Genomic DNA, 25920 nt, shown 5'->3' with positions numbered 1-25920 from the left:
AGCCTGCTCGCGATGGACTTCAACGATTACGCGGGCTGCCTGGATAAATGTGGCGCCCTTGCATCCAACGCGAGCAGGCTCGCTCCTACAGGTTTTGTGATTCAACCTAAATAAGGACTGGTCATGATCCCCAATGACGACCAACAACAAATCCGCGACATGGCCCGGCAATTCGCCCAGGAACGGCTGAAGCCGTTCGCCGCCGAATGGGACCGCGAGCACCGTTTTCCCAAGGAAGCCATCGGCGAGATGGCCGAATTGGGCTTCTTCGGCATGCTGGTGCCGGAACAGTGGGGCGGATGCGACACCGGCTACCTGGCCTACGCCATGGCGCTGGAAGAAATTGCCGCCGGCGACGGGGCCTGTTCGACCATCATGAGCGTGCATAACTCGGTGGGTTGCGTGCCGATCCTCAACTACGGCAACGACGAGCAAAAAGAACGCTTCCTCAAGCCCCTCGCCAGTGGTGCGATGTTGGGCGCCTTCGCGCTGACCGAGCCCCAGGCAGGCTCCGATGCCAGCGGTTTGAAAACCCGTGCGCGCCTGGAAGGCGATCACTATGTGCTCAATGGCTGCAAACAATTCATCACCTCCGGGCAAAACGCCGGGGTGGTGATTGTGTTTGCGGTGACTGATCCGAGTGCCGGCAAACGCGGGATCACCGCGCTGATCGTGCCGACCGATTCGCCGGGCTACACCGTCGCGCGGGTCGAAGACAAACTCGGCCAGCACGCCTCCGACACCTGCCAGATCCTCTTCGAAGACGTGAAGGTCCCGGTGGCCAACCGCTTGGGCGAGGAGGGCGAAGGCTACAAGATCGCCCTGGCCAACCTCGAAGGCGGCCGTGTCGGCATCGCCTCGCAATCGGTGGGCATGGCCCGCGCGGCCTTCGAAGCAGCCCGTGACTACGCCCGCGAACGCGAGAGCTTCGGCAAGCCGATCATCGAGCATCAAGCGGTGGCTTTTCGGTTGGCCGACATGGCGACCCAAATTGCGGTTGCCCGGCAAATGGTGTATTACGCTGCCGCCCTGCGTGACAGCGGCAAACCGGCATTGGTCGAAGCGTCGATGGCCAAGCTGTTCGCCTCGGAAATGGCCGAGAAGGTCTGCTCCTCGGCGTTGCAGACCCTTGGCGGTTACGGTTACCTGAACGACTTTCCGCTGGAGCGGATCTACCGCGACGTGCGGGTGTGCCAGATCTACGAAGGCACCAGCGACATTCAGCGCATGGTTATTTCGCGCAATCTTTGAGAAGGAGTCCATCTGTGAGCTACGAAACGATTCTGCTGGAAACCCATGGCCGTGTAGGCCTCATCACCTTGAACCGCCCGCAAGCGTTGAACGCCCTGAATTCGCAAATCATCGGCGAGCTGAACCACGCCCTCGATGGTCTGGAAGCCGATTCGAACATCGGTTGCATCGTGCTGACCGGCTCGAAAAAAGCCTTTGCCGCCGGTGCCGACATCAAGGAAATGTCCGAGCTGACCTACCCGCAGATCTACCTCGATGACCTGTTCAGCGACAGCGATCGCGTGGCCAACCGTCGCAAGCCGATCATCGCGGCGGTCAACGGTTTTGCCCTGGGCGGCGGCTGTGAACTGGCGCTGATGTGCGATTTCATCCTGGCCGGCGACAACGCGAAGTTCGGTCAGCCGGAAATCAACCTCGGCGTACTGCCGGGGATGGGCGGTACCCAGCGCCTGACCCGCGCCGTGGGCAAGGCCAAGGCCATGGAGATGTGCCTGAGCGGGCGTTTGATCGATGCCGTGGAAGCGGAGCGTTGCGGGATCGTGGCGCGAATCGTGCCAAGCGATGTATTGCTGGAGGAAGCCCTGAAAGTCGCGACGCTGATCGCCAAGAAGTCGCTGCCGATCGCCATGATGGTCAAGGAGAGCGTCAACCGTGCCTTTGAGGTGACGCTGTCGGAAGGCGTGCGTTTCGAGCGTCGGGTGTTCCACGCAGCGTTTGCGACGCAGGACCAGAAAGAAGGCATGGCCGCGTTCATTGCCAAGCGTGAGGCGCAGTTCGTCGGCAAGTAATACGGCGTTTTTGCTGACGCCATCGCGGGCAAGCCCGCTCCCACAGTAGGTTTTGGGTGTGCTGCGGATTTTTTTCACACCGAAAAACCTGTGGGAGCGGGCTTGCCCGCGATGCTTTTGAGGCGCCCTCAGCTCAGCTACCTCGCTCCTACAGGGCCTCACACCAGGTAGTTCTTCAGTTCCCGTGCAATCACCATCCGCTGAATCTCGCTCGATCCTTCATAGATCTGTGTAATTCGCGCGTCCCGGTAGTACTTCTCCACCGGATAGTCTTCCAGGTAGCCATAGCCGCCGTGAATCTGAATCGCTGAGGAGCAAACCTTTTCGGCCATTTCCGAGGCGAACAGTTTGGCTTGCGAGGCCTCCGACAGGCAGGGTTTGCCGGCTGTACGCAGGCGCGCCGCGTGCAGGATCAACAACCGTGCGGCGTTCAATTGCATGTGCATGTCGGCCAGCAGGTTGGCGATGCTCTGGTGCTCGATGATCGGCTTGTCGAACTGTACGCGTTCGCGGGCGTAGGTCAGCGCCGCTTCAAAGGCCGCTCGGGCAATGCCCAGCGCTTGGGCGGCGATGCCGATGCGTCCGCCTTCAAGGTTGGACAGGGCGATGGCCAGGCCCTTGCCGCGTTCGCCCAGCAGGTTGGCCTCTGGAATGCGGCAGTCGTTGAGGGTGACCGCGCAGGTGTCGGAGGCGCGGATGCCCATCTTGTGTTCCGTGCGGTCGACGATGAAGCCCTCGGTATCGGTGGGCACCAGAAACGCCGAAATACCGCGTTTGCCCAGGTCTGGATCGGTCACGGCAAACACGATCGCCAGTTTTGCCCGTTTGCCGTTGCTGACAAACTGCTTGGCGCCATTGATCACCCATTGGCCGTCGCGCAATTCGGCGCGGGTGCGCAAATTGTGCGCTTCGGAACCGGCCTGGGGTTCGGTCAGGCAGAAACAGCCGATGGCCTGGCCGCTGGCCAGATCCGCGAGCCAGGTCTGCTTTTGTTCATCAGTGCCGTAGTTGAGCACCGGCCCGCAACCTACCGAGTTGTGAATGCTCATGAAGGCACCGGTCGCGCCGTCGCCGGCCGAGATTTCCTCCACGGCCAGGGCATAGGCCACGTAGTCGACGTAGGTGCCGCCCCATTCCTCGGGCACCACCATGCCCAGCAAACCCAGTTCGCCCATCTTCGCCACCAGGCCATCGTCGATCCAGCCGGCCTTCTCCCAGGCCTGGGCGTAGGGGGCGATTTCGCCACGGGCGAAGTCCCGGGCCATGTCGCGGATCATCACTTGCTCTTCACTCAATTCGATATCGTGCATGACTCAGCTCCCGCTCTCATCGAAACCCTGGAAGAAACTCGCGACATGCCCGGCGTCCAGCGACTGCAAGGTAGGCGGGTTCCAGCGTGGTTGTTTGTCTTTGTCGATCAGCAAGGCGCGCACGCCTTCGATCAGGTCACCGCGCTCGAACCACTGGCGGTCCAGGTGCAGCTCCAGGGCGAAGCATTGTTCCAGGCTCAGGCGCCGACCGCGCCGCAGCATCTCCAGGGTCACGCCCATGGCCAGTGGAGAGCGGGTTTCCAGCAGGTCGGCGGTGGTCGTGGCCCATTCATGGCTGTCGGCGACCGTCACGGCGCGCAGTTGCTCAACAATACTCGGCACATCCGGCAAGGCGAAGAAGTGATCGATGGCCGGACGCAACGCCGCCAGCGGCGCGTCGGGCAGCTGTTGCACCGCGAGTTTCGCCAGCAGGCCCTGAAGGTCCTTCAGTGGCGTGTCGCGCCATTGCAGTTGATCGAGTTTTTCGTCCAGCGTGGCCAGCTTGCTGCTGTCCAGATACCAGTCGGCGAGGCCGCAATAGAGCGCGTCGGCGGCGCGGATCTGCACGCCGCTGACGCCCAGGTAAATCCCCAGTTCTCCAGGAATGCGTGGCAGGAAGTAACTGCCGCCAACGTCCGGGAAGTAACCGATCCCGACCTCCGGCATGGCCAGACGGCTTTTTTCGGTGATCACGCGCAAGTCGGCGCCTTGCACCAGTCCCATGCCGCCGCCGAGGACGAAACCGTCCATCAGGGCCAGTACCGGTTTGCGGTAATGGTGGATCGCCAGATCGAGGGTGTATTCCTCGACGAAGAAGTCCTGGTGCAGGGTGTCGCCGTTTTTGAAACTGTCGTGCAGCGATCGAATGTCGCCGCCGGCACAGAAGGCTTTCTCGCCGGCGCCGCGCAGGACAACCGCGTGCACCTGCGGATCCTGCGCCCAGGCATCGAGTTGGCGTTGCAGGGTGCGGACCATGTCCAGCGTGAGGGCGTTGAGGCCAGTGGGGCGGTTGAGGGTCAGGTGACCGATGTGGTTGCGAACCTCGGCCAGCACGTCGTTTTGCGTGGCATCCATGGACTGTGTCCCCGGAGAAGAAACCTGAGCAGTCATCACTAACTCCCTGCTTTTATTGTTCTTTATTGAGAAGCTCGCGCGCGAGCGATGCAGGATCGTAACAGTGCAAATTTGTGATGTACAACCGGGAAATGTGCAGGTGCTTACTGCATTTTTGCATGGCGACTATCGGCGCCTGCGGCTGACACCGACGGGTTCAGGCGCTGCGGCTCAGTACTTCACCAATACTGCGACGTTTGGCGTGTAACTCACTGGTATGAATCAATTGTTCAAGGTCTTCGGGCGTGACGTCGAAGAAAGCCTCCATATCGGCGAGGGCCTTTTTCAGGTCCTCGGCGGTGATCGCCTGGCGATCAGTTGGCGGATGATCGGCAGGCACAACGGCCACCGGTTCGTTGGCACGCTTGGGGTAACGCATGCGCGTCAGGTTGTTGTAGGCCAGGGCGCAGAACAACATGATCGAGGCGCCGAGCATCACCGGGCCGAGGGCTTTCCAGTCCAGGGCAATGGTCGCCGGGTCTGCCAGCACCAGCGTCAAGGCGAGGGCGCCGGCCGGTGGATGCAGGCAGCGCAGCCAGCACATCAGGACCAGGGCCATGCCGGCCGCCAGGCATGCGCTGGTCAAGGTGCGACCGAGTACGTGCGCCACCAACAGCGCCACCACCGCCGCGCTGAAGTAGCCGCCGAGAATCGACCACGGTTGCGCCAGCGCCCCTGAGGATACGGCGAAGAGCAACACCGCCGACGCCCCTAACGGTCCGATCAGATGTTGTGCCACCTCGATACCGAATACCTGCCCACACAGCCAGACACTGAGCAGGGTGCCGAAGGCCATGCCGATGGCGGCGCGGCTCCATTCAGAGGGGCGGGTGTTGATGGCGGCAGGTAACCAGCGAGCGAGCATGGCGGAGTGCGTTCCCTTGAGCAAAATCGAGGAAAAAAAAGGGCTTACCGGGGGAAGCCCGGAAAGCCCTTGAAGTTGTTCCAACTGTTGGGGGAGGAACGAGCACAGTGTGCCGGTGATTCCTGATGCTGACAAATTCATATTAATGAAGCTTCAGTTCATTATTTCTGATGTATTACCACGCGACGGCCGCTCATGAAGCACAGCACCCCGCCCAAGGCTGCGAGGACACTCAGGGCATAAAACATGGTGGGCGCCGGGGTGTGCATCAGCAGGAAGCCGCAAATCACCGGGCTGAGTGCACCGCCCAGGGCGGCCAGGTTTTGTGCGCCGTAATAGCTGCCACGCAGTTCAGCCGGGGCCAGGGTGTCGACGAAGAGAAATTCGGCCGGGTAAATGATGATTTCGCCGAGGGTGAAGATAAACATCGCCACGCACCAGCCCACCAGGCTGTCGGCCAGGCTGAAGCCGATCAGCCCAAGGATGAACAGGGCCGTTCCGCCGACGATCCAGTGGCGCAAGTGCTCGCGCTTGAGGAAACGGCCGATCTGATACTGCAACAGGATCACGCTGATGGCGTTGCAGGCGAGCAGGGCCGCCATGACTTTAAGGGTGTTCTGGTCGTCGCTGGTGACCAGCAGGTACTGAGACAGATAAAAGGTAAAGCGCCCGTGCACCACCGTACTGAGCAGGCAACCGCAGGTGAACATGATCAGGGTGCGGTCGGTTTTCAGGGTGATCAGGGTGTTGAGGAAGCTCTGCGCCGGTCCGATTGCAGGGGGCAGCGCCGGGTCCCTGGCAACGCCGGTCAGTAGAAAAATGCTGAAAAAGGCGATGGCGCCGGCGATCAGGAACGGCGCGATCGGATAAATCCCGGCAATCACCACGCCGAGCATCGGGCCGATGGCGTAGCCAATGTTGGTCAGGGTGTAGCTCAGGGAAAACGCCTTGGTCCGTTGGCCCACCGGCAGGTTTTCGCTGAGGATTGCCTTTGAACCGATGAGGAACAGCGCCGAAGCGGTTTCGGTGACCACCAGGATGACGGTGGTCAGGTAAAGGTTTTCGGCCAGGGTCAGCAGCACCAGGCCGATGGCACTGGATAGCATCGTCAGGATCAGCAGACGGCGTTTTTCCAGGCGATCGATGATGTAACCGCCGTAGAGCGTGAGCAAGGTTGCGATGAACACCGCGATGCCCAGCAGCAAGCCAACGTCCTGTTGGTTGAGGCCGAGTTTGTTGCTCAGGAACAGCGTGAGCATGGGGCTGGTGATCGCGCGGCTGATGACGATGGTCAGCGAGCAGATCAGCAACCGGCGGATAACGAGCGAGTAAGCGGCCACGGGGTGAATGTCCTTATTCGAAAACAGCTGCGGTAAGCCTCCTGTTTAACACGCCACCGCAAGCTGTTGAAGAACAAGCTCGATCTTCAACAGCTTGCGGTGAAAGGCCATCCGATCGCGCCCCGTGACTTCGGTCCCTCTATCAGGGGCGATGCAGCAGAACAAAGTCGTTCTTGTCGAAACGCCCGGTCAGTACGGGTGGCAAATCTCCCAAGGGGGTGCCGTGCAGGGCGTTGTAGTCCTTGGCGTCCATCATCAACCACAAGGGCCCCTGAAGGCTGTCCAGCTCCTGAGCCGACTCGGTGAACACCGGTAGCACGTCCTGCTCGATATTGACCATGAACTTGATCGCCTTGGCGTCCTTGCCCAGGGCATGCAGCACCAGTGGCGCCGGGTCTTTTTGCACCTGTGCAAAGGCCGCACGACTGAAGGTCTGGGTGTCGTACATCTGCCGTTCGAGCGGTTCAAACACCAGGATGTACACCGACCACACCGCCAGGACTGAACAAACGGCCAGGGTTTGCGGGCGCCAGTGCGGTTTGGCAAGGATCGCCACTGCAAGCACTTGTAACGCCCCCAGGATCACCAACACCGTAGCAAGGTTGGGCACGTGTTGATCAAACCGTCGCTGGGCCACCAGCAGTCCGCCGATAAACAACGCCGGCATCAGCAGCCACAAGCCTTGCATCAAGCCGCGTAGCCAACCGAACACCCGACCCTGGGCCACGGCAAAGGGATACGCTGCAATGATCGCCACAAAGGGCAGTATCGGCAGCAGGTAGCGGGCTTTTTTCGCCTGGGGAATCGAAAGCCCGAGCATCACGATCAACCCGGCTGCAGCGCAATACTGGAGCAATCGCACTGCCGGCCCGGTGTCGCGCGGTTTGTTCAGGGCCAGTCCCAGCAATGCCAGCAGCGCCAGAGGATAGGCCAGCGCATAGTTGCCCATCGAACTGGTGAAGTAGTAGAGCGAGCCGCTGACACCTTCGCTACCGTCCATGCGTCCCATGAACTGCATGCGAATCACGTCCTGCATGAAGACCGGCCCGCCACTGGCTTTGGCCATCCACAGTAGCGCGCCGACACACAGGCCCAGCAACACGGCGGCCGTCAGGCCGAAGCCGAAAAACCGCTGCCATTGACGATTGAGCAGGAAGTAGCTGCACAGCATGCCGGTGGGAATCACCAGCCCGATCGGCCCGCGCAGGCCGAAACCCAACAGCAACAAGGCGAAGATCAGTAACCATCGACGGGGTGCCGAGAAGTGATCGGCGGCGTAGCCCAGGTAAAACACGGCAAATGCCACCGCCGCGAGCATCAAGTCCTGGGAAACCGCGCGCGCTTCGGTGATGAAGGTGTTGGTCAGCAGCATCAGGGCGATGCTCAGCAACGCCCATCGGCGGGAAACAGGTGCGACCAGACGGTACATCAGCGTGACGACGACCGCCCCGGCGATGGCGCTTGGCAACCAGGCACTGAAGCTGGTGACCTGGCCGAACGGCAGGGCCGTCAGCCAGATGAACAGCGTCGAAAGCCCCAGGTAGTCAGCGTAGGGCTGACCGTAGGTGGTAGGGAAAAACGACGGCCCGTGTCGCAGCATCTCCTGGGCAAACAGCACGAAGCGCGAATCGAAACCGATTGGCGCTTGCTGGTATGCCCCGGCGATGAATAACAGCAGGGCCAACAGTCCCACGACGCAGGACTGTTGGCGGATGGACAGCGACATTACGCTGAGGCGTCGAGTGGGGCGGACGGCCATTGTTGATGCGGGATTGGCAACTTGCGCGATTCGCCACGGCCCATCGGGAAGTACAGGAAGCCGGCACGGGAGAGGCGTTCGGCGTCGTACAGGTTGCGTCCGTCGAAGATCACCGGGGCAATGAGGCGCTGGCGGATCAGGTCGAAATCCGGTGCCTTGAATTGCTGCCACTCGGTGCAGATGATCAGCGCATCGGCACCGGTCAGCACCGATTCCGGCGTGCCCATCAGCATAAGCTTCGCTTCATCGGGATACAGTTTCTGGGTTTCCTGCATCGCTTCGGGGTCGAACGCGCGCACGTTGGCGCCCGCGGCCCACAGCGATTCCAGCAGGACCCGGCTCGGCGCATCACGCATGTCGTCGGTGTTGGGTTTGAATGCCAGGCCCCAGAGAGCAAAAGTCTTGCCCTTCAGATCGCCCTTGTAGAACGCGTTGATGCGTTCGAACAGCTTGTGTTTCTGCCGCTCGTTGATGGCTTCCACCGCTTGCAACAGATCGTTGGAGCAGTGGGCCTCTTCGGCACTGTGAATCAGGGCGCGCATGTCTTTGGGGAAGCATGAACCGCCGTAGCCGCAACCAGGGTAGATGAAGTGGTAGCCAATACGGGAGTCGGCGCCGATACCCAGACGAACCGATTCGATGTCGGCGCCCAGGTGTTCGGCCAGCTCGGCGATCTGGTTGATGAAGCTGATCTTGGTCGCCAGCATGCAGTTGGCGGCGTACTTGGTCAGCTCGGCGCTGCGCAGGTCCATGAACATGACCCGGTCATGGTTGCGGTTGAAAGGGGCATACAGGTCGCGCATCACATCGCGCACTTCATCGCGCTCGCAGCCGATGATGATGCGGTCCGGACGCCGGCAATCGGACACGGCCGAGCCTTCTTTCAGGAACTCCGGGTTGGAGACGATATCGAACTGCAGCGAACGCCCGTCCTTGGCCAGGCATTGTTCGATGTGTGCACGCAGGGTATCGCCTGTGCCGACCGGTACAGTGGATTTCTCCACCAGAATCAGCGGTTGTTCGCGGTGCCGCGCGACGGCGTCGCCCACGGACAAGACGTAACGCAGATCCGCCGAGCCATCCTCGCGGGACGGTGTGCCGACCGCGATGAACAACACCTGGCCGTGCTGTACCGCGAATTTTTCATCGCTGGTGAACTGCAACCGTTTGCCGTCCAGGCCTTCGCGCACCAGGCTGGCAAGCCCCGGTTCAAAAATGCTCACATGACCTTGTTGCAGCAACTTGACTTTTTTCTCGTCAATATCCATGCAGACCACGTCGTGGCCAACTTCCGCCAGGACGGCGGCTTGCACCAAGCCAACATAACCGCTACCAAACACACTGATTTTCATGAGGCACTCCTAAGTTCGGGCGCACTTGCAGGTCGAGAATTAATGGTGATGACACCCAGGATGACCAGGGCGACGCCAAGGCTTTTTGAAAGACTGAAATCTTCGTGAAACAGCGGCAGGCTGGCGGCCAACAGGTACACCAGTGCATAGCTGATGCTCAGCAGCGAGTAGGCCCGGCCCAGGGGCAGGTCACGCAGGGCGAGGAGCCAACTGAGCATTGATAGGGCATAGGCAAGGACGGCGGCCAGCACCACGGCGACCGCTGCCAGGTCGATCGGGGCGCTGAGCCATTGTTCAGGCGACGGCAGGTGGCTCATGCTCCAGCGCATGCCCAACTGCGCCGAACTGACCAGCAGCACGCTGCCCAGGGCGAAGGTGATTCCGCGACGCGGGTTCATGCGTGTTGTCCCAGCAGTGCCACGCCACCGATCACCAGGGCTACACCCAGCCAGTGACGGCGGTCGATGGTTTCATGGAAAACGAAGCGTGCGACCAGGGTGATCAGCACGAAATTGAGGCTCAACATCGGGTAGGCGATGCCCACTTCGAGGCGCTGCAGCACCAGCAACCAGACCAGCAAGCCCAGTCCGAGCGAGACGAGCGCCAGCCACAGCCACGGCGAGCGCAGTTTATGCGCCCAGCTCGAGGGTTGTCCGCGCCAGCTTTCCACGGCGTACTTCTGGGCAACCTGGCCCAGGCACGTCAGCAGGCAAGCGAGCAGCAGCAGAATCAGGCTCATGGCGCGGCCTGAGGAATAATCAAAATGACCAGATTGCCTTGCTCATAACGCTTGCCTTCCTTGGGCAATTGTTCGAGCTCGTGCAGTTCGTCGTCACCCTTGACCCGCATCACCACGCCGACCGGGCCTTGTTGACGGGCTTCGAGCATCCATTGCTGGATCTGATCGGGGTTGACGCGCTGCTTCAATGAATCAGGGTAGGCAAGGCCATACTTCAATTCGCCGACCGTGTTGTAGAAAGACACGTCCGGGCGCTTCGTTCGCCAGGCCAGGGCCGAAGCCGCTCCCAGGTCATTGCTCAGCAACCTGGCGCTCTGGCCGAGTTCCTGCGCGTGATCGAGGATGAACTGATCAGGCGTCTTGTTGGCAACCACCGAGTTGGGCAGGCCGGCCGGCAGCAGGCCGATCAGCAGCAGGCTGCCAAAGGCCGGAGCCCCCCAGCATTGCAGTGGCCTGAAGGCTTGCAGCAGGTTGGCCATGATCCAGCCGATCAGACCGATAAACACCAGCACCAGGTTGTGCAGTTCATGGTCGTACAACGGCTTTTTAAGCTGCAGGTAGACCAGGGCGAGCAGGGTGATCACACCCAGCGCAAGGTTGAGAACCCCGTTGATACCGAGGATCCGGCCTTGCTCCAGTTTCAGGCGATCGGCCAGGGTGTGACCCAGCAGCAGGGCCAACGGCAGCAGGCACGGCAGGATGTAAGCCGGCAGCTTGCCTTTACTGAGGCTGAAGAAAATCAGCGGCATCCACAGCCACAGCAACAGAAACGCAATGTTGGTCTGGCGACGGGTCTGCCACGCCTGTTTCAACGCCGGCGGCAGCAACGCCACCCACGGCAGGCTGAACCCCACCAGCAGCGGCAGGTAGTACCACCACGGCGCATCATGCTGGGCATCTTCCCCGGCGAAGCGGCGGATATGCTCGTGCCAGAAGAAGAACCGCCAGTAGTCGGGCTCCTGGGCATGCACCGCCAGGACCCACGGCAGGCTGACCACCACGGCCACGAGAATCGCCACCGGCCCGTAGACCAGCAACTCGCGCCAGCGCTTTTGCCAGAGCATCCAGGGCAGGGCGATCAGCACCGGCAACAGCCAGGCGAGAAAACCCTTGGTCATGAAACCCATGCCACACGCCAGCCCCAGCACTGCCCAGGCGATCAAACGTTGACCGCGGCTCGCGCTATCGACAGCAAACCACAAGGCAACCAGGCTCAGGTTGACCCAGAAGGTGAATTGCGGGTCGAGGTTGGCGTATCCGGCCTGGCCGGCGATCACCGTGAGGCTCATGTACAGCAGCGCACAGGCGAAACTCTTGCGCGGCTCGTTCCACATCCGCCGTGCGATCAGGTAGCACAGCAGTACGCTCAAGGCCGTGCTCAGCGCCGAGGCGAAACGCACACCGAACAGGTTTTGACCGAACAGCGCCTGGCCAATGGCAATCATCCAGTAGCCGGCGACCGGTTTTTCGAAATAGCGCACGTCCATGAAATGCGGCGACACCCAGTTGCCGCTCAGCAGCATGTTCTGGCTGATCTGGGCGTAGCGGGTTTCATCGGGAATCCACAGGCCGTGGGTTCCCAGAGGCAGCAGGTAAGCCAGCGCCACAAGGGCCAGCAATAGCGGGAATGCCCAGCGTTTGCTCATGCGCCTTGCACTCCCAGCCAGCCTTCGCGACCTTCGAGTGTGCCGCGTACCACGCGACCGGTCGGCAAACTGTCAAGGGTGTCGGGCAGCAGATCGCCCAAGGGTTGAAAGTGAATGCCTCGCTGCTGCGCATCGCTCAGCAGTTGGCGGAAATCATTGGCCATCAGAATCCCTTCTACTTCGGCATGGATCGTGTAGACGTTGAGTTTTTCCGGTGTGAACCGGTCAAGGATAAAGCTGTTGAAGTCTTTGGCGGCGACGTTCGGACCGACCACTTCGTCGAAAGTCGGCAGATCTACGGGGATTTGTGGCGCACCCAGGCGTCCATCGGCCAGTTTCGGCTGGAACAGGCTCTGACCGCGACAATCGCTGTTATAGCGAAAGCCGAAGCGCTGCTTGGCCTCGATCACGCGCTCATCCGCGCGCCAGCCGGCGGCGGCCGAACACTCGATCTTTGCCCCGAGGATGTCGCTGAGGGTGTCCACGCCACGACGAATCTGCTCGATCAATTGCGCGTCGCTCCAGCGTCCGGCATTGGCCTGCCAGCCATGGTGATCCCAGGCATGCAGACCGACTTCATGGCCGGCGTCACGGGCTTGACGCATCAGGTGCCCGAGATCGCGACCAATCGGTTTGCCCGGCCATGCGGTGCCGGCCAGCAGGATGTCCCAGCCATAGAGGCCGGCCGCGTTTGAGCGGAGCATTTTCCAGAGGAATTGTGGACGGATGAGGCGCCACAAGTGGCGCCCCATGTTGTCCGGGCCGACGCTGAAGAAAAACGTCGCCTTGACCTGTGCCTCGTCCAGCATTTCCAGCAGCCGGGGCACCCCCTCACGGGTGCCTCGGTAAGTGTCGACATCGATGCGTAGGCCTGCCTGCATCAGCGCTTGTCCGCGATTTCGAGCATGGCTTCGCGCAGGAAGAAGTCCAGGGTGTTGCCGATGGTTTCGCGCATTTCCACGGTCGGCTCCCAGTTCAACAGGCGCTTGGCGTTGGCGATGCTTGGCTTGCGGTGTTCCACGTCCTGGTAACCGGCACCGTAGAACGCCTTGCTTTCCACGTCGCGGAAACCGGCGAAAGGCGGGAAGTTGTCGCGCAGCGGGTGAGCTTCGAACTGACGCAGCAGCTCTTCGCCCAGTTGACGGATGCTCGCTTCGTTGTCCGGGTTGCCAATGTTGATGATCTGACCGTTGCAGACATCGTTGTCGTTGTCGATGATCCGCGCCAGCGCTTCGACGCCGTCGGCGATGTCGGTGAAGCAGCGTTTCTGCTCGCCGCCGTCGAACAGGCGGATCGGCGTACCTTCCACCAGGTTGAGGATCAGCTGGGTGATGGCGCGGGAGCTGCCGATACGTGCCGAATCCAGACGGTCCAGACGCGGGCCCATCCAGTTGAATGGACGGAACAGGGTGAAATTCAGGCCTTTGGCGCCGTAAGCCCAGATGACGCGGTCCAGCAACTGCTTGGAGACCGAGTAGATCCAGCGCTGCTTGTTGATCGGGCCAACGATCAGGTTCGAGGCGTCTTCGTCGAAGTTCTTGTCCTGGCACATGCCATAGACTTCTGACGTCGACGGGAAGATCACGCGCTTGTTGTACTTGACGCAGTAGCGCACCAGCTTCAGGTTTTCCTCGAAGTCCAGTTCGAACACGCGCAGCGGGTTGCGGGTGTATTCGATCGGGGTGGCAATGGCCACCAGCGGCAGGACCACGTCGCACTTCTTGATGTGGTATTCGATCCACTCGGAGTGAATGCTGATGTCGCCTTCGACGAAGTGGAAGTTCGGATGGCTGCGCAGACGGTCGATGGCGTCGGAACCGATGTCCAGGCCATAAACCTCGTAGCGATCATCACGCAGCAGACGCTCGGACAGGTGGTTGCCGATGAAACCGTTGACACCAAGGATCAGCACGCGAGTGCGACGCGGGGCGCGGCCGGATTCGGCACCGCGCAGCACGGAACCGTCCACCAGACCCAGTTCGTTGGCCAGTTGCGGGCCGCTCAGGTACAGGCCGTTGTCGTTGCGTTGGCCGGCGGTGATCACCAGCGAGTCTTCGCCACAGGCAATGCGCAGCGGATCGACACTGATCACTCGGCCCGGGGCCTGGCCTTCATTGCCCTTGGCCACTTCGGCACTCCAGACAATCAGCTTGTGCTCGCCCACCGCGCAGAACGCGCCCGGGTAAGGCTGGGTCACGGCCCGAACTAGGTTGAACAGTTCTTCCGCCGGTTTTTGCCATACCAGCTTACCGTCGGCTGGTGTGCGGCGACCGAATACGCTGGCCTTGGATTCATCCTGCGGGGTTTCAGTGACTTTGCCTTGCAGCAGCAACGGCAGGGTGTCGCGCAACAGGTCGGTGGCGGCCTGACGCAATTTGCCGTGCAGGCTCAGCGCGGTGTCGCTGCGTTCGATCGAAACGGCGCGCTGGGCGAGAATCGCGCCCGCGTCGGCGCGCTTGACCATGCGATGCAGGGTCACGCCGGTTTCGGTTTCGCCATTGACCAGCACCCAGTTGGCCGGCGCGCGGCCACGGTAGCTTGGCAGCAACGAGCCATGCAGGTTGAACGCACCTTTGCGTGCGGTGGCCAACAATGGCTCGCTCAACAGGTTGCGGTAGTAGAACGAGAACAGGTAGTCGGGGTCGAGCTTGCTGATGCGTTCGATCCACAGCGGATGGTTGGCGTCTTCCGGTGCATGCACGGTAATGCCCTTGCTCGCACACAGTTGCGCAACGGAACCGTAGAAGGCGTTTTCCTTGGGGTCATCGGCGTGGGTGAAGACGGCGGCGATTTCGATACCGCTGGCGAGCAGGGCTTCAATACCGGCACAACCGATATCGTGATAGGCGAAGACAACAGCTTTTGCGCTCATGGGTGAACCCGATCAGAAGAAGTGGAGGTGAGGCCATCGATGGTGGCAACGGAAACAGGAGAGGCAGGCTGACTACGCAGCACCTTTTCGATAAAGAAACGCGGGCGGGCACGGACATCGCTGTACATGCGGCCCAGGTATTCGCCCAACAGGCCCATGCCGATGAATTGCCCGCCAGTGAACACGAACAGCACGGCAAACAGGACAAAGGTGCCACCGCCGGCCCAGCCGGCACCGAATGCCAGACGCAACACGATCAGGGCGACGGCGAAGAGTACGCCGAGGCCCGCCATGGCGAAGCCGACGATGCTCAGCAGGCGCAGCGGCGTGGTGGTCATGCAGGTCACTAGATCGAACATCAGGTTGATCAGGCGCATGGGGCTGTATTTGGATTCGCCGTGTTCGCGCTCGGCGTGGTTCACCAGGATTTCCGTGGTGTGGCGGGCGAAGCTGTTGGCCAGGATCGGGATAAAGGTGCTGCGCTCGCGGCAGGCCAGCATGGCGTCGACAATGGTGCGTCGGTAGGCGCGCAACATGCAGCCGTAGTCGCTCATGGCCACGCCGGTGGAGCGTTGTACGGCGAGGTTAATCAGTTTCGACGGCCAACGGCGCAAGGCCGAGTCCTGACGGTTGTTGCGCACGGTGGCGACGACGTCGTAGCCCAGTTCAGCCTGGGCCACCAGACGCGGGATTTCTTCGGGCGGGTTTTGCAGGTCGGCGTCGAGGGTAATCACCACGTCGCCCTTGCACTGCTCGAAACCGGCCATGATCGCCGCGTGCTGGCCGTAGTTGCGGTTGAGAATGACCGCCACTACCGGGCTGTCGGGGCGGGAGGCGGCTTGTTCCAGAATATGCGCGGAGTCATCGCGACTGCCATCGTCGATCAGTACGATCTCGTAGGGGTGGTGCAATTGCTCGCACGCCGCTTCGGTGCGGCGCAGCAATTCCGGCAGGCTGTCTTCTTCGTTGTAGACCGGAATCACGATCGAAACGAAGTTGATTGGGTAAGGTCTCACAGGCGTGTGTCCAGGCAGTTTTCTATGGCGCCGACAACGCGCTCGACGTCATCGGTGGTCATGTCGGGGAACAGCGGGATCGAACACAGTCGGGCCGAGTTCCATTCGGTATTGGGCAGGTACAGGTCAGGGTAACGCTGGCGATACCAAGTATGCAGGTGTGTCGCGATGAAGTGAATGCCGGTGCCGATGTTCTGCTCCTGCAGGGCTTTCATGAACGCTTCGCGGTCGAGGCCGCAGCGCTCGGCATCGATACGCAGGATGAACAGGTGCCAGGCGTGTTGCTGGGCATGGGCAGGAATGGCCAGCGGTTGCACCGGTAGACCTTCCAGGCGTTTCAGGTAGGTGTTGGCCAGCAGCGTGCGTTTGGCGTTGATCTCGTCCAGCCGCTCCAGTTGCACCAGCGCGATGGCGGCATTGATGTCGGCCAGGTTGTACTTGAATCCCGGTTCCATGACTTGCGCCTGGGGCTTGCGGCCATGGGTCAGGCGGTCGTAAGCGTCGACACCGAGGCCATGGAACTTGAGCATGCGTACCCGCGTGGCCAGGGCTTCATCGTCGGTCACGAACATCGCGCCTTCGGCACAGGTCATGTTCTTGATGGCGTGGAACGAAAAAATCGCGGTACCCCGGGCACCGACATGGCGGCCTTTGTACAGGGTGCCCGCTGCGTGGGCGGCGTCTTCGATCACAGTGATGCCGTGCTTGTCAGCCAGTGCATACAACGGATCGAGATCGAACGCAGCGCCGGCGTAGTGCACGGGAATAATGGCTTTGGTGCGCGGGGTGATCGCCGCCTCGATGCTCGCCACGTCACTCATCAGTGTGTCACGGTCGACGTCGACGAAAACGGGAGTCGCACCCAGCAGGCTGATCATGTTGGCGGTGGACACCCAGGTCTGCGAGGGTGTAATGACTTCATCGCCCGGGCCGATGCCCAGTGCCAATAGAGTGATATGCATTCCGCCCGTGGCCGAGGACAGCGCCACGGCATGACGGCAACCGACATAATTGGCGAAGTGTTCTTCCAGCGCCTGGTTCTTTGGTCCCGTGGTAATCCAGCCCGAGCGCAGGACTTGTTCTACCGCGGCAATTTCCTCTTCGCCGATACTGGGACGGGAGAAGGGAAGAAAAGCCTGACTCATGCGCACCTCTTGGCTGAAAAAGAGTGTAGCCGTTGAGGCTAAAAAAATGGATCCGATCGCAGTCTAGACGCAAAACAAGTCAACGAGTTACTTAAGGTCGGTGAGAAATACCGCCCGTTGACTTTTCCTGTAACGATCGGCAAGTTGGGAAAATGCCGAGGGTCGCCGGAGCCGCATGAGGGTATGCCCGATTTTGTGAAAGGAACATGAAAAAACGGTCGGCGAATCGTTTATCTAAAAGCTATTAAGCGACTGTTCAGACTTTTACGGTTTCTCGCTGCTTTTAACAGAAAAGTCTGACAGAAGTCTCGCGCTGTATAGGGTCTGTTTTCCATCCTTAGTTGTTTCGTTGAATTGTTTTCATTCAAGGCCGTTTCGTTTGATTGACTTACCTGTTGTTGACTCGAATATTCCCAAGACCAATCCACTGACGCTGTATCTGGCGCGACTGGCGCCGTCCAGCCAATTGACCATGCGTTACGTCCTGCAGGACGCAGCCGATCGTCTGGACTTCGAAGACATGAATATCGAAGAGATCCCTTGGCATCAACTGCAACCTGAAGATGTGATTGCGCTGGTCGCCACCCTGCGCGCCGATGGATACGCACCCAATACCTCGTCGCTGTACGTCAATGCGGTACGCGGTGTGATGAACGAGGCGTGGCGCATGAGCCTGATCAGCCAGGAACACTTGCTGAAAATGCGTTCGGTCAAGGGCATCGCGGGCACGCGCCTGTCCCAGGGACGCAATCTTCGCCGGACGCTGATCCAGGAACTGATGGAAGTGTGTGCCGCAGATCCACGACCGCAGGGCCTGCGTGACGCGGCGATCATCGGGATTCTGTATGGCTCGGGCATGCGCAAATCGGAATCGGTGAACCTGGACTTGAATCAGGTCGACTTCACTGAGCGCAGCCTTCGGGTCACCGCCAAGGGCAACAAACAGTTAATCAAATATGCCCCGGCCTGGGCCTTCGCCAAGCTCGACGCCTGGCTGGAGTTGCGCCGATCACAGTTGAAGGAAGGCGAGGCCGACGACACCTTCCTGTTCAACCGCATACGGCGCGGCAGCCACATCACCCGTGAGCGCATTACCAAGCATGCGATCTATTACATCGCCCGCCAGCGGGGCGCGCAGGTGGGGGTGAAGATCATGCCCCATGATTTCCGCCGCTCGTTCATCACCCGGGTCATCGAGGAGCACGACTTGTCGATCGCCCAGAAGCTCGCCCACCACAGCAACATCCAGACCACGGCCAATTACGATGTGCGTGACGACAATGAGCGGCGCCGGGCGGTCGATCGCTTCGACCTTTGAAGGCAGGGGTGAACGGTCAGCTCAGTACATGGGCGTGACCGATGGTCGAGACTTGAACGGTACTGCCAGTCGGTGGCGCGTACATGCCGGAGCTGCGCACCAGCAGTGATCGACCTGGCGCGTCGTCGGCGTTCAAGGATTGCAGCTCCACGGTCAGCGTGCAGGTGTTGCCGCTGAAATCACGCTCGGTCACCACCGCGTTGCAACCGGCAACCTCTGTCGTGTTGGGCACGACGCTGGCCAGCTGCAATTGCTCGGGCCGCAGCATGATTTGCGCCGAGCTGTTGTTGCGGTGGTTGTTGACCGGAATCCGACCCAGATCGCAATGGGCCCAACCGGCCTCGATTCGGGCGGGCATGACCACGGCGTCACCGAGAAACAGCGCGGTCTCTTCATCCTCGGGATAGCGGTAAAGGTCCAGGGGATGCCCGGACTGCACCAACCGCCCATTACGCATGACCGCCAATTGATCGGCGAAGGACAACGCTTCGCTCTGGTCATGGGTGACCAGAATGGTGGTCACGCCGGCGTCCGCCAGCAATCGCGCGACCAGTTTGCGCATGGCGGCGCGCAAGCCGGTATCGAGCGCCGAAAACGGTTCATCCAGCAGCATCAGCCGCGGTTGCTGGGCGAGGGCACGCGCCAGCGCCACCCGTTGTTGCTGTCCACCGGACAGCTCATGGGGCCAGCGGTCGGCCATGCGCGCGTCAAGGGCAACGCTGTCCATCAATTCAGCGATGCGTTCTTGCCGTTCGCGGCCCTTGCTGGCCAGCCCGAAGCCGATATTGGCGGCCACGGTCATGTGCGGAAACAGGGCGCCGTCCTGTGGGACATAGCCAATCAGGCGTTGGTGCGCCGGCACCTCGTGGGTGCTATCGACCAGCGTCTGGCCGTTGAGCGAAAGGCGGCCGGTATCGGGAAATTCGAAGCCGGCGATCATCCGCAGCAATGTGGTTTTACCCGATCCCGACGGGCCGACAATCACCGTGCGGCTGCCCGTCGGCACCGACAGGCTGACGTTATCCAGGGCCCGGTGGGACCCGTAGGATTTAGAGATCGAATGCAGTTCTAGAGCGTTCATCGGCCAGCCGTTTTCTTGGATTGGTGATAAAGGAGCCCGGTCAGCGGCAGCGACAGGACAATCATCAGCAGCGCGTAGGGCGCTGCGGCGGCGTAATCGATTTCGCTGGTCATGGCCCAGAACCCGGTCGCCAGCGTGCGCGTACCGTTGGGGGCGAGCAGCAGGGTGGCGGTCAGTTCATTGGTGATTGCCAGGAACACCAGCGCGGCGCCCGCTGCAGCACCCGGAGCGGCCAGGCGCAGGGTGATCAGCCACAGGGCCCGGGCGGGCGAGCGGCCCAGACTGCGGGCCATGTTTTCCAGTTCAACCGGCGCCTGGGCGATACCGGCACGCAGGCTCACCAGGGCGCGAGGCAGGAACATCAGCAGGTAAGCCAGCAACACCGTAATGGTGGTCTGGTAAATCGGCCGGGCAAAGTGGATGGTCGCCGTCACCAATGCCAGCGCCACGACGATCCCTGGCAGCGAACTGGTGATGTAGTTGCAGCCTTCCAGCAGTCGTTGCAGGCGGCCCGGTGAGCGAATCGACAGCCAGGCAATCGGAATCGCTGCGCAGGTGGTCAGCGCCGCCCCCGCTACGCCCAACATCAGCGTCTGCTCCAGGGCCGGCAGTAGCTCGGGCAAGTCCCAGACCTGGGTACCGCCGGCCATCAACCATTTACCCAGGGTGAACAACGGCACGCCCAAGGCCAGGACACAAGTGATGATCTGCAGGAACAGCGCAAGTGCCTTCAAAGGCGCGCTCAGTTGCACCACCCGTTGCTCCCGGGCACTGCCTGAACCGACACGGGCGTAACGCGCATTGCCGCGCGCCGCCGATTCTGCGGTCAGCATCGCCAGGCAACACAGGGCCAGTACCCCGGCCAGCAGGTTGGCGGCAGGCCCGTTGAAGGTGGACTTGAACTGATCGAAGATCGCAGTTGTGAAGGTGTCGAAGCGGATCATCGCGTACAGGCCGTACTCGGCCAGCAGGTGCAAGCCGACCAGCAAGGCACCGCCGCAAATGGCCAGGCGCAATTGCGGCAGCACCACGCGGAAAAATACTGCCCAGGGCTTGAGCCCGAGGGACTCGGAAACATCTTCGATGGCCGGGTCGAGTCGACGCAGCGTCGCGGCCACCGGCAGGTAAAGAAACGGGAAGTAGGCGATGACCGACACCAGCACCCCGGCGAACAGCCCGTGAATCGGTGGCACCAGGCTGACCCAGGCATAACTGTGAACGAAGGCCGGCACCGCCAGCGGCGCGGTGGCCAGCAACGACCACCAGCGTCGTCCCGGCAAATTCGTGCGTTCTGTCAGCCATGCCAGCGCCACCCCCAGGGCAATGCATAAAGGAATGGTGATAACCACCAGTAGCACGGTATTGACCAGCAATTCGCCGACGCGCGGCCGGAACACCAGTGGCACCAGGGTGGACCAGCCGGTCTGCAGATAAACGCCGACGACGAATGCGATGGGAAGCAGTGCCAGCAAGGAAACCAGCACGGACAGGCCAACGACCCACGCGCCGCCACGGCTCGCGAATCGGCCGCGTGATCGACGACGCAGGTGGGTGGGTAGCGCTTCGGCGATACCCACCGGCAGGGTTTCAGGCAACAATTAAAGTAGTCCGGCCTGAGTCATGAGCTCCACGGCTTTCTTGCTGTCGAGTTTGGAAGCATCGACAGTTGGCGCGTCAAGCTGCTGCAAAGGCACCAGTTTTGGGTTGGATTGAGCGTTCTTGCCCACGGCGTATTCAAACGAAGTGCCGTTCTTGAGCGTGTCCTGGCCTTCCTTGCCTGTCACGTACTTGAGGAATGCCTGGGCTTGTTCCTTGTGTTGGCTGGAGGCGAGGACGCCGCCGCCCGAGATGCTGACAAAGGCACCCGGATCCTTGTGTTTGAAGTAGTGCAGGGCGGTGTTCTTGCTGTTCTCACCGGTCTTGGATTGATCGACCAGACTGTAATAGTGGTAGATCACGCCGCTGTCGATCTGCCCGGCATTGACCGCCTTGAGCACCGAGCTGTTGCCCCGGTAGGCGGTGAAGTTGGTTTTCATTGCCTTGAGCCATTCGAGGGTCGCGGCTTCACCTTTCTGCTCCAGGATGGCGGCGACGATGGCCTGGAAGTCGGCACCGCCCGGCGATGCGGCCCAGCGGCCTTTCCAGGCTGGCGCAGCGAGGTCCATGATCGATTTCGGCAGTTGTGTTTCCGGCAGCTTGCTCGGGTTGTAGACGAATACGGTGGAGCGTGCGGCGATGCCAACCCATTTGCCGTGGGCCGGGCGGTAAGCGGAGTCGACTTGCTCCAGGGTGGTTTTGTCGACAGGGGCGAACAGACCCGCGTTATCGACCAGGACCATGGCTGGAGAGTTTTCAGTCAAGAACACATCGGCTGGCGACGCGGCGCCTTCCTGCACGATCTGATTGCCCATCTCGGTGTCATCACCGTTACGCAAGGTGACGGGAATACCGGTTTCCTGGGTAAAGCCTTCGACCCACGCCTTGGTCAGGCCTTCATGCTGCGCGTTATAAACCACAATACCGACGCTGTCGGCTGCATACACGTGGCCGGCACTCACCAGGGCGGTGGCCAGCAGGGCTTTTTTCAGGAATGACGGCAAACGGGAAATCATGCGGTGGCAGCTCCGGCTTTTAAGAATCGAACACGTACAGTTGACGAGGATAGGGCGTCGCTCAGTGTAGTTCAATAGGAATCATTTGCATGTTTGGCGGGCGAATGTAGTGCGGAGAATGAGAAAAAAACGTCAAAAAAATCGTTAATTCCTGTCATTTAACGCTTCTGCGAAGGCCGGTAACGGCTCAAGTACGGGCTTTTGCGCAAAGGGCTCGCGCAGCGTTGCCCTGGCCCCGAAAAACCAATGCAGCCCTGACGCAAAAAAAAACCGAGAACCCGTCGAGGGTCTCGGTTTTTTACATCAATCGCCGTCAGGGCCGGCTTTGCGGGAAGATCAGCACTTCCAGGTTGCCGCGTTGAAAACGCTGGCCGTCGATGGGCAGTAATTCGACTTCCTGAATTTCATCGACACTGTTGACCCGCATCACCACGCCGACCGAACCCTTTTTGCGCGCCTCGGTCATCCACTGCCCGACGTCTTCCTTGGTCACCTTGCGCGAAGCCATGGCCGGGTCTGCGAGGCCGTATTTCAACTCGCCGATGACATTGTAGAGATCGACCTGCGGTCGTTTGACCAGCCAGGACAGCGCCGAGGCCGCACCCAGGTCATTGCTGAGCAATGATGTGGTCTGCTTCAGGCTGTCCAGGTGCTCGGCGATAAACCGGTCGGGCATTTTGCTGTCGACAATCTGGCTCGGCATGGCGGCAGGCAGCAGCGCGACCAGCAGCCAGATGCCAAGTGCCGGCATCGCCCAAAGCTCCAGGGGGCGCAAGATCTGCAAGGCGTTGGCGATGATCCAGCCAACCAGCACGATGTACACCATGGACAGGCTGAACATCTCGGTATTCGCGTAGATTTCCCTGGTCGCCTGCAGGTAGAGCAACGCCAGCAAGGCGCCAGTGGCAATGACGACATTGAGCCAGCCGTTGATGCGAATCGTCCGGCCTCGCGCATGGGCCAGCAACTCGGTCACGGCATGTCCCATCAACACTGCCAGCGGCAACAGGCACGGCATGATGTAGGTCGGCAGCTTGCCGCTGCTCATGCTGAACACGGCCAATGGCAACAATAGCCAGAGCAGGAGAAAAGCAAAGACCGGTTGGCGTTTGTTCTTCCAGGCCTGGATGAAGGTCGTTGGCAACAACGCAGCCCACGGCAGACTCGAAACCACCATCATTGGCAGGTAGAACCACCAGGGACGAGCGTGTTGTGCGTTATCGGCGGCGAACCGGCGCACGTGTTCGTTCCAGAAGAAGAAGTTCCAGAAATCCGGTTCTTGGTGGTGGATGGCAAGCACCCATGGCAGGCACACGATGATCGCAACGAGCACCGCCAGTGAGCCGTAGCCCAACATTTCCTTGAAACGGCGCTGCCAGAGCATATAGGGCAGGGCGATCAGCGCCGGCAACAACCAGGCGAGAAACCCCTTGGTCATGAAGCCCATGCCGCAGGCAAAGCCCAGCAATGCCCAGGCCCCCAGCCGACCACGGCTCGTGCGACTGTCGATGGCGAACCACAGCATAACCAGGCTCAAGTTGACCCAGAGCGTAAACTGCGGATCCAGGTTGGCGTAGCCGGCCTGGCCGGCGATCAGCCCGAAACTCATGTAAAACAGCGCGCACGCAAAACTTTTGCGCGGATCGTTCCAGAAACGGCGGCTGATAAGGTAAACCAGCCAGACGCTCAGGCCGGTACTCAACGCCGACGCGATCCGCACCCCGAACAGGTTGTCGCCAAACACCGCCTGCCCGATGGCGATCATCCAGTAACCGGCAATGGGTTTTTCGAAGTAACGGATACCCATGAAGTGCGGTGAGACCCAATTACCGCTCAGCAACATTTCCTGGCTGATCTGGGCATAGCGGGTTTCGTCGGGAATCCACAAGCCATGGGACATCAGTGGCAGCAGGTAGAACGCCACGAACGCCACAGCCAGGGCACACAGGATCCAGCGCTCACTGAAAAGCATTGGCCGGGAGGCATTACGGGGCAAGCCGTCAACAGATCGGGGTAAGGAAGGGTGGTGCGTCATTGCTCGTCCTTGGTACTCGGAAGTTGCCTGCAAGTATGGGCAGTTTCAGGTTGTTGGCCGACGGTGCAGAATTTATTGCGTGTCATTTAGTTTCAGCGAACACTCAATAAAGGGGAGTGCACTCACCCGTGCAACTAAGCCTGATTGTTATTTCAGTGTTTTTGATTAGACAGCAAGTGCCAATCTTCTGCCTTGACAATGCCGACTATCTGAAGCTCTCCATCGTTCGCGATGTGCACGAACAATGAACTGCCATATTCACTGGTTGCGGCATGTTTAAAACCGGTCTGGGCTTCAAAATCGCTGATGCATCCGCTGTGTGTTACCAGTACCAGATTGTGTCCGGCACGCTTGTGCGCCACGACGTCATTGCGCAGGGTACTGCCACAAGTGGCTAGCCAATCCTGGGCCTGCGCGTCTTTGCCAAACATGTAATAGGCGGTTTGCATCGTGCGGGTCAGCGGGCTGGAAAGGACATCGGCCTGCGTCATCCCCAGGCCCAGAAAGCCTTGCCCGACGGCCTTGGCCGCTTCACTGCCCAGGCGGGTGATGCCGTCAGTTGGCCCCAGGCAAGGGTTGGTTGAGCGGTCACAGCGTTCAGCATGGCGCACCAGGACCACCACCTCGCCAGCTGACCATTCCTGCAACAGTTGAGCCCTGACTTGCGTTCCGGCGTCCACCAGATTGACCGGGGATTTTTGCCACCAGACAAAGCCGGTCACCAGCGCGGCAACCAACAGCACACCACTGAGCGTCAGCAACGATTTGAGCAGGCGCTTTGCCTGAACGGGGGGCTGCGATCCTTTGTGCGAAAAGCTGTTGATCAAGTTCTTTCTACCTGCGGAGGCGCATTTGAATGTGCTGTTAATAACAGGATTCAAACTGCGCAGAATGAGTGCCTCATAACCAAGAGGGCGTTTTAGTCGCGGTGAAAACTAAATCCGTGCAGGTGTCGGGGGGGTGAAATGAATGTGAAAAAAACGCAACGATGCTCAAGCGGATAACTTAGTGGGTTATTGGTAACACTTATCTTTTACTGGGGCATAACGCGCAGTAGAACTGAACGGAGATCAACCGGCTCAACGGCGATCCCGTCACCGTTGAGCGCCGAGCCTGTGCAAGGTGATCAGGTTGACGGACAACTCGAGCGCGTGCCCGAGGCGGCCTGGCTGATCAGCGCAGCGAGGCGTTTAACGTTGTTCTGTTGTGCCGCCACCAGTTCATCGATGGATGGCCCGGAAGGGGTCTGCAACGTACTGCGACAGGTCATCAGAATCTCCTCGCCGTTGCGCAGACGCCATTTCACATCAAGGAGTCCGTATTGGCCGGGGATCGAATCAAAACGCTGTACTTCCAGGCGCACCGAGAGTTTGCGTTGCGGATTACTGTTGACCATCTGATCGAGCAGGGCACTGCGCAACTCATCCACCAGGCTCGCCCCCCACCACTGGGTTTCGAGGATCGCCATGCCCGTATTGCCCTCGCGCACGACGATCTGTGGACGATCGACCTGGGGCGGGACGATCAGGCTTTCAATCCGGATATCTGTCGTTGATCCTGGACTGCTCAGTTGGGCCGGGGTCAGGGTGTGGAACTGTATCGGATCGCTGCGGCAGGCGGCGAGCACTGCCAACGCTGCGATCAACGTCATCTTCAGCGGAAAAACCATGGGTGAGGC

At 60.5% G+C, this 25920-nt stretch carries 22 protein-coding genes; 3 read left to right on the top strand and 19 right to left on the bottom strand.

Features of this window, described 5'->3' with window-relative positions; all coding sequences use genetic code 11:
* Positions 1-123: 123 nt before the first annotated feature.
* Both GQ39_RS09875 and GQ39_RS09870 read left to right on the top strand, forming a co-directional pair.
* Entirely contained in the window at positions 124-1251 is a 1128-nt protein-coding gene (locus tag GQ39_RS09875) for an acyl-CoA dehydrogenase (RefSeq protein ID WP_047529329.1), read from the top strand.
* Between the two features lie 14 nt (positions 1252-1265).
* Positions 1266-2039 (top strand): enoyl-CoA hydratase, encoded by a 774-nt coding sequence (locus GQ39_RS09870; protein ID WP_047529327.1) that lies wholly within the window; start codon positions 1266-1268, stop codon positions 2037-2039.
* A gap of 158 nt (positions 2040-2197) precedes the next feature.
* On the opposite strand, the gene GQ39_RS09865 is transcribed toward GQ39_RS09870, so the two are convergent.
* The 13 genes from GQ39_RS09865 to arnB form a co-directional block, all read right to left on the bottom strand.
* Complete coding sequence (locus GQ39_RS09865; RefSeq protein ID WP_047529325.1) at positions 2198-3349, bottom strand: acyl-CoA dehydrogenase family protein; 1152 nt, start codon at positions 3347-3349, stop codon at positions 2198-2200.
* Positions 3350-3352: 3 nt separating this feature from the next.
* Complete coding sequence (locus GQ39_RS09860; protein WP_047529323.1) at positions 3353-4459, bottom strand: enoyl-CoA hydratase/isomerase family protein; 1107 nt, start codon at positions 4457-4459, stop codon at positions 3353-3355.
* A gap of 160 nt (positions 4460-4619) precedes the next feature.
* Positions 4620-5327: an HPP family protein gene (locus tag GQ39_RS09855; protein ID WP_047529321.1), complete on the bottom strand. Its 708-nt coding sequence runs from the start codon at positions 5325-5327 to the stop codon at positions 4620-4622.
* 161 nt (positions 5328-5488) lie between these two features.
* Complete coding sequence (locus tag GQ39_RS09850; RefSeq protein WP_047529319.1) at positions 5489-6667, bottom strand: MFS transporter; 1179 nt, start codon at positions 6665-6667, stop codon at positions 5489-5491.
* A 142-nt stretch (positions 6668-6809) separates the two neighbouring features.
* Positions 6810-8393 (bottom strand): ArnT family glycosyltransferase, encoded by a 1584-nt coding sequence (locus GQ39_RS09845; RefSeq protein ID WP_236693093.1) that lies wholly within the window; start codon positions 8391-8393, stop codon positions 6810-6812.
* Positions 8393-9778, bottom strand: coding sequence for a UDP-glucose dehydrogenase family protein (locus GQ39_RS09840; protein WP_047529316.1), 1386 nt, complete (start codon positions 9776-9778; stop codon positions 8393-8395). Before GQ39_RS09840 ends, GQ39_RS09845 begins: the two co-directional genes overlap by 1 nt.
* The gene (arnF, locus tag GQ39_RS09835; protein ID WP_047529314.1) at positions 9775-10176 is read right to left on the bottom strand and encodes a 4-amino-4-deoxy-L-arabinose-phosphoundecaprenol flippase subunit ArnF; all 402 of its coding nucleotides are present in this window, start codon (positions 10174-10176) and stop codon (positions 9775-9777) included. Before arnF ends, GQ39_RS09840 begins: the two co-directional genes overlap by 4 nt.
* Entirely contained in the window at positions 10173-10517 is a 345-nt protein-coding gene (gene arnE, locus GQ39_RS09830; RefSeq protein ID WP_047529312.1) for a 4-amino-4-deoxy-L-arabinose-phosphoundecaprenol flippase subunit ArnE, read from the bottom strand. The genes arnF and arnE overlap by 4 nt, the downstream gene beginning before the upstream one ends.
* On the bottom strand, positions 10514-12163 hold the full coding sequence (gene arnT / locus GQ39_RS09825) for a lipid IV(A) 4-amino-4-deoxy-L-arabinosyltransferase (protein ID WP_047529310.1): 1650 nt from the start codon (positions 12161-12163) through the stop codon (positions 10514-10516). The genes arnE and arnT (GQ39_RS09825) overlap by 4 nt, the downstream gene beginning before the upstream one ends.
* Positions 12160-13044, bottom strand: coding sequence for a 4-deoxy-4-formamido-L-arabinose-phosphoundecaprenol deformylase (gene arnD / locus GQ39_RS09820; protein WP_047529308.1), 885 nt, complete (start codon positions 13042-13044; stop codon positions 12160-12162). The genes arnT (GQ39_RS09825) and arnD overlap by 4 nt, the downstream gene beginning before the upstream one ends.
* Positions 13044-15035 (bottom strand): bifunctional UDP-4-amino-4-deoxy-L-arabinose formyltransferase/UDP-glucuronic acid oxidase ArnA, encoded by a 1992-nt coding sequence (gene arnA, locus GQ39_RS09815; protein ID WP_047529306.1) that lies wholly within the window; start codon positions 15033-15035, stop codon positions 13044-13046. Before arnA ends, arnD begins: the two co-directional genes overlap by 1 nt.
* Positions 15032-16051: an undecaprenyl-phosphate 4-deoxy-4-formamido-L-arabinose transferase gene (gene arnC, locus GQ39_RS09810; protein WP_047529303.1), complete on the bottom strand. Its 1020-nt coding sequence runs from the start codon at positions 16049-16051 to the stop codon at positions 15032-15034. The genes arnA and arnC overlap by 4 nt, the downstream gene beginning before the upstream one ends.
* Positions 16048-17196, bottom strand: a complete 1149-nt coding sequence (gene arnB / locus GQ39_RS09805) for a UDP-4-amino-4-deoxy-L-arabinose aminotransferase (RefSeq protein WP_047529301.1) — start codon at positions 17194-17196, stop codon at positions 16048-16050. Before arnB ends, arnC begins: the two co-directional genes overlap by 4 nt.
* A 379-nt stretch (positions 17197-17575) precedes the next feature.
* Between arnB and GQ39_RS09800 the strand changes: the two genes are divergently transcribed.
* Positions 17576-18514, top strand: coding sequence for a site-specific integrase (locus tag GQ39_RS09800; RefSeq protein WP_047529299.1), 939 nt, complete (start codon positions 17576-17578; stop codon positions 18512-18514).
* Positions 18515-18530: 16 nt separating this feature from the next.
* On the opposite strand, the gene GQ39_RS09795 is transcribed toward GQ39_RS09800, so the two are convergent.
* From GQ39_RS09795 to GQ39_RS09770, 6 genes are all read right to left on the bottom strand, one after another.
* A complete protein-coding gene (locus GQ39_RS09795; RefSeq protein ID WP_047529297.1) occupies positions 18531-19595 on the bottom strand; it encodes an ABC transporter ATP-binding protein in 1065 nt (354 codons plus the stop codon).
* Positions 19592-21190 carry an ABC transporter permease gene (locus tag GQ39_RS09790; RefSeq protein WP_047538693.1) on the bottom strand — a complete coding sequence of 533 codons (1599 nt, stop codon included), beginning with the start codon at positions 21188-21190 and terminating at the stop codon, positions 19592-19594. Before GQ39_RS09790 ends, GQ39_RS09795 begins: the two co-directional genes overlap by 4 nt.
* A gap of 3 nt (positions 21191-21193) precedes the next feature.
* Positions 21194-22207, bottom strand: a complete 1014-nt coding sequence (locus tag GQ39_RS09785; protein WP_047529296.1) for an iron ABC transporter substrate-binding protein — start codon at positions 22205-22207, stop codon at positions 21194-21196.
* A 313-nt stretch (positions 22208-22520) separates the two neighbouring features.
* Positions 22521-24179 (bottom strand): lipid IV(A) 4-amino-4-deoxy-L-arabinosyltransferase, encoded by a 1659-nt coding sequence (gene arnT / locus GQ39_RS09780; RefSeq protein WP_236693092.1) that lies wholly within the window; start codon positions 24177-24179, stop codon positions 22521-22523.
* Positions 24180-24394: 215 nt separating this feature from the next.
* Positions 24395-25069 (bottom strand): histidine phosphatase family protein, encoded by a 675-nt coding sequence (locus GQ39_RS09775; protein ID WP_047529292.1) that lies wholly within the window; start codon positions 25067-25069, stop codon positions 24395-24397.
* Positions 25070-25368: 299 nt separating this feature from the next.
* The gene (locus GQ39_RS09770) at positions 25369-25911 is read right to left on the bottom strand and encodes a PqiC family protein (RefSeq protein WP_047529290.1); all 543 of its coding nucleotides are present in this window, start codon (positions 25909-25911) and stop codon (positions 25369-25371) included.
* Between the last annotated feature and the right edge of the window lie 9 nt (positions 25912-25920).

Origin of the sequence: Pseudomonas sp. 11/12A (genome assembly GCF_000800055.1) — a bacterium.
Classification (GTDB): domain Bacteria; phylum Pseudomonadota; class Gammaproteobacteria; order Pseudomonadales; family Pseudomonadaceae; genus Aquipseudomonas; species Aquipseudomonas mohnii.
The sequence above is the reverse complement of the archived record's forward strand: the minus strand, read 5'-3'. Positions and strand labels throughout refer to the sequence as shown.

Excerpts from the sequence above, each read along its gene's own strand:
- GQ39_RS09855 (WP_047529321.1), bottom strand. The coding sequence starts at position 5,327 with ATGCTCGCTCGCTGGTTACCTGCCGCCATCAACACCCGCCCCTCTGAA.
- arnT (WP_047529310.1), bottom strand. The coding sequence starts at position 12,163 with ATGAGCAAACGCTGGGCATTCCCGCTATTGCTGGCCCTTGTGGCGCTG.
- arnA (WP_047529306.1), bottom strand. The coding sequence starts at position 15,035 with ATGAGCGCAAAAGCTGTTGTCTTCGCCTATCACGATATCGGTTGTGCC.
- GQ39_RS09770 (WP_047529290.1), bottom strand. The coding sequence starts at position 25,911 with ATGGTTTTTCCGCTGAAGATGACGTTGATCGCAGCGTTGGCAGTGCTC.
- GQ39_RS09785 (WP_047529296.1), bottom strand. The coding sequence starts at position 22,207 with ATGATTTCCCGTTTGCCGTCATTCCTGAAAAAAGCCCTGCTGGCCACC.
- arnT (WP_236693092.1), bottom strand. The coding sequence starts at position 24,179 with ATGCTTTTCAGTGAGCGCTGGATCCTGTGTGCCCTGGCTGTGGCGTTC.
- arnF (WP_047529314.1), bottom strand. The coding sequence starts at position 10,176 with ATGAACCCGCGTCGCGGAATCACCTTCGCCCTGGGCAGCGTGCTGCTG.
- GQ39_RS09865 (WP_047529325.1), bottom strand. The coding sequence starts at position 3,349 with ATGCACGATATCGAATTGAGTGAAGAGCAAGTGATGATCCGCGACATG.
- GQ39_RS09840 (WP_047529316.1), bottom strand. The coding sequence starts at position 9,778 with ATGAAAATCAGTGTGTTTGGTAGCGGTTATGTTGGCTTGGTGCAAGCC.
- arnB (WP_047529301.1), bottom strand. The coding sequence starts at position 17,196 with ATGAGTCAGGCTTTTCTTCCCTTCTCCCGTCCCAGTATCGGCGAAGAG.
- arnE (WP_047529312.1), bottom strand. The coding sequence starts at position 10,517 with ATGAGCCTGATTCTGCTGCTGCTCGCTTGCCTGCTGACGTGCCTGGGC.
- GQ39_RS09845 (WP_236693093.1), bottom strand. The coding sequence starts at position 8,393 with ATGTCGCTGTCCATCCGCCAACAGTCCTGCGTCGTGGGACTGTTGGCC.
- arnD (WP_047529308.1), bottom strand. The coding sequence starts at position 13,044 with ATGCAGGCAGGCCTACGCATCGATGTCGACACTTACCGAGGCACCCGT.
- GQ39_RS09860 (WP_047529323.1), bottom strand. The coding sequence starts at position 4,459 with ATGACTGCTCAGGTTTCTTCTCCGGGGACACAGTCCATGGATGCCACG.
- GQ39_RS09795 (WP_047529297.1), bottom strand. The coding sequence starts at position 19,595 with ATGAACGCTCTAGAACTGCATTCGATCTCTAAATCCTACGGGTCCCAC.
- GQ39_RS09875 (WP_047529329.1), top strand. The coding sequence starts at position 124 with ATGATCCCCAATGACGACCAACAACAAATCCGCGACATGGCCCGGCAA.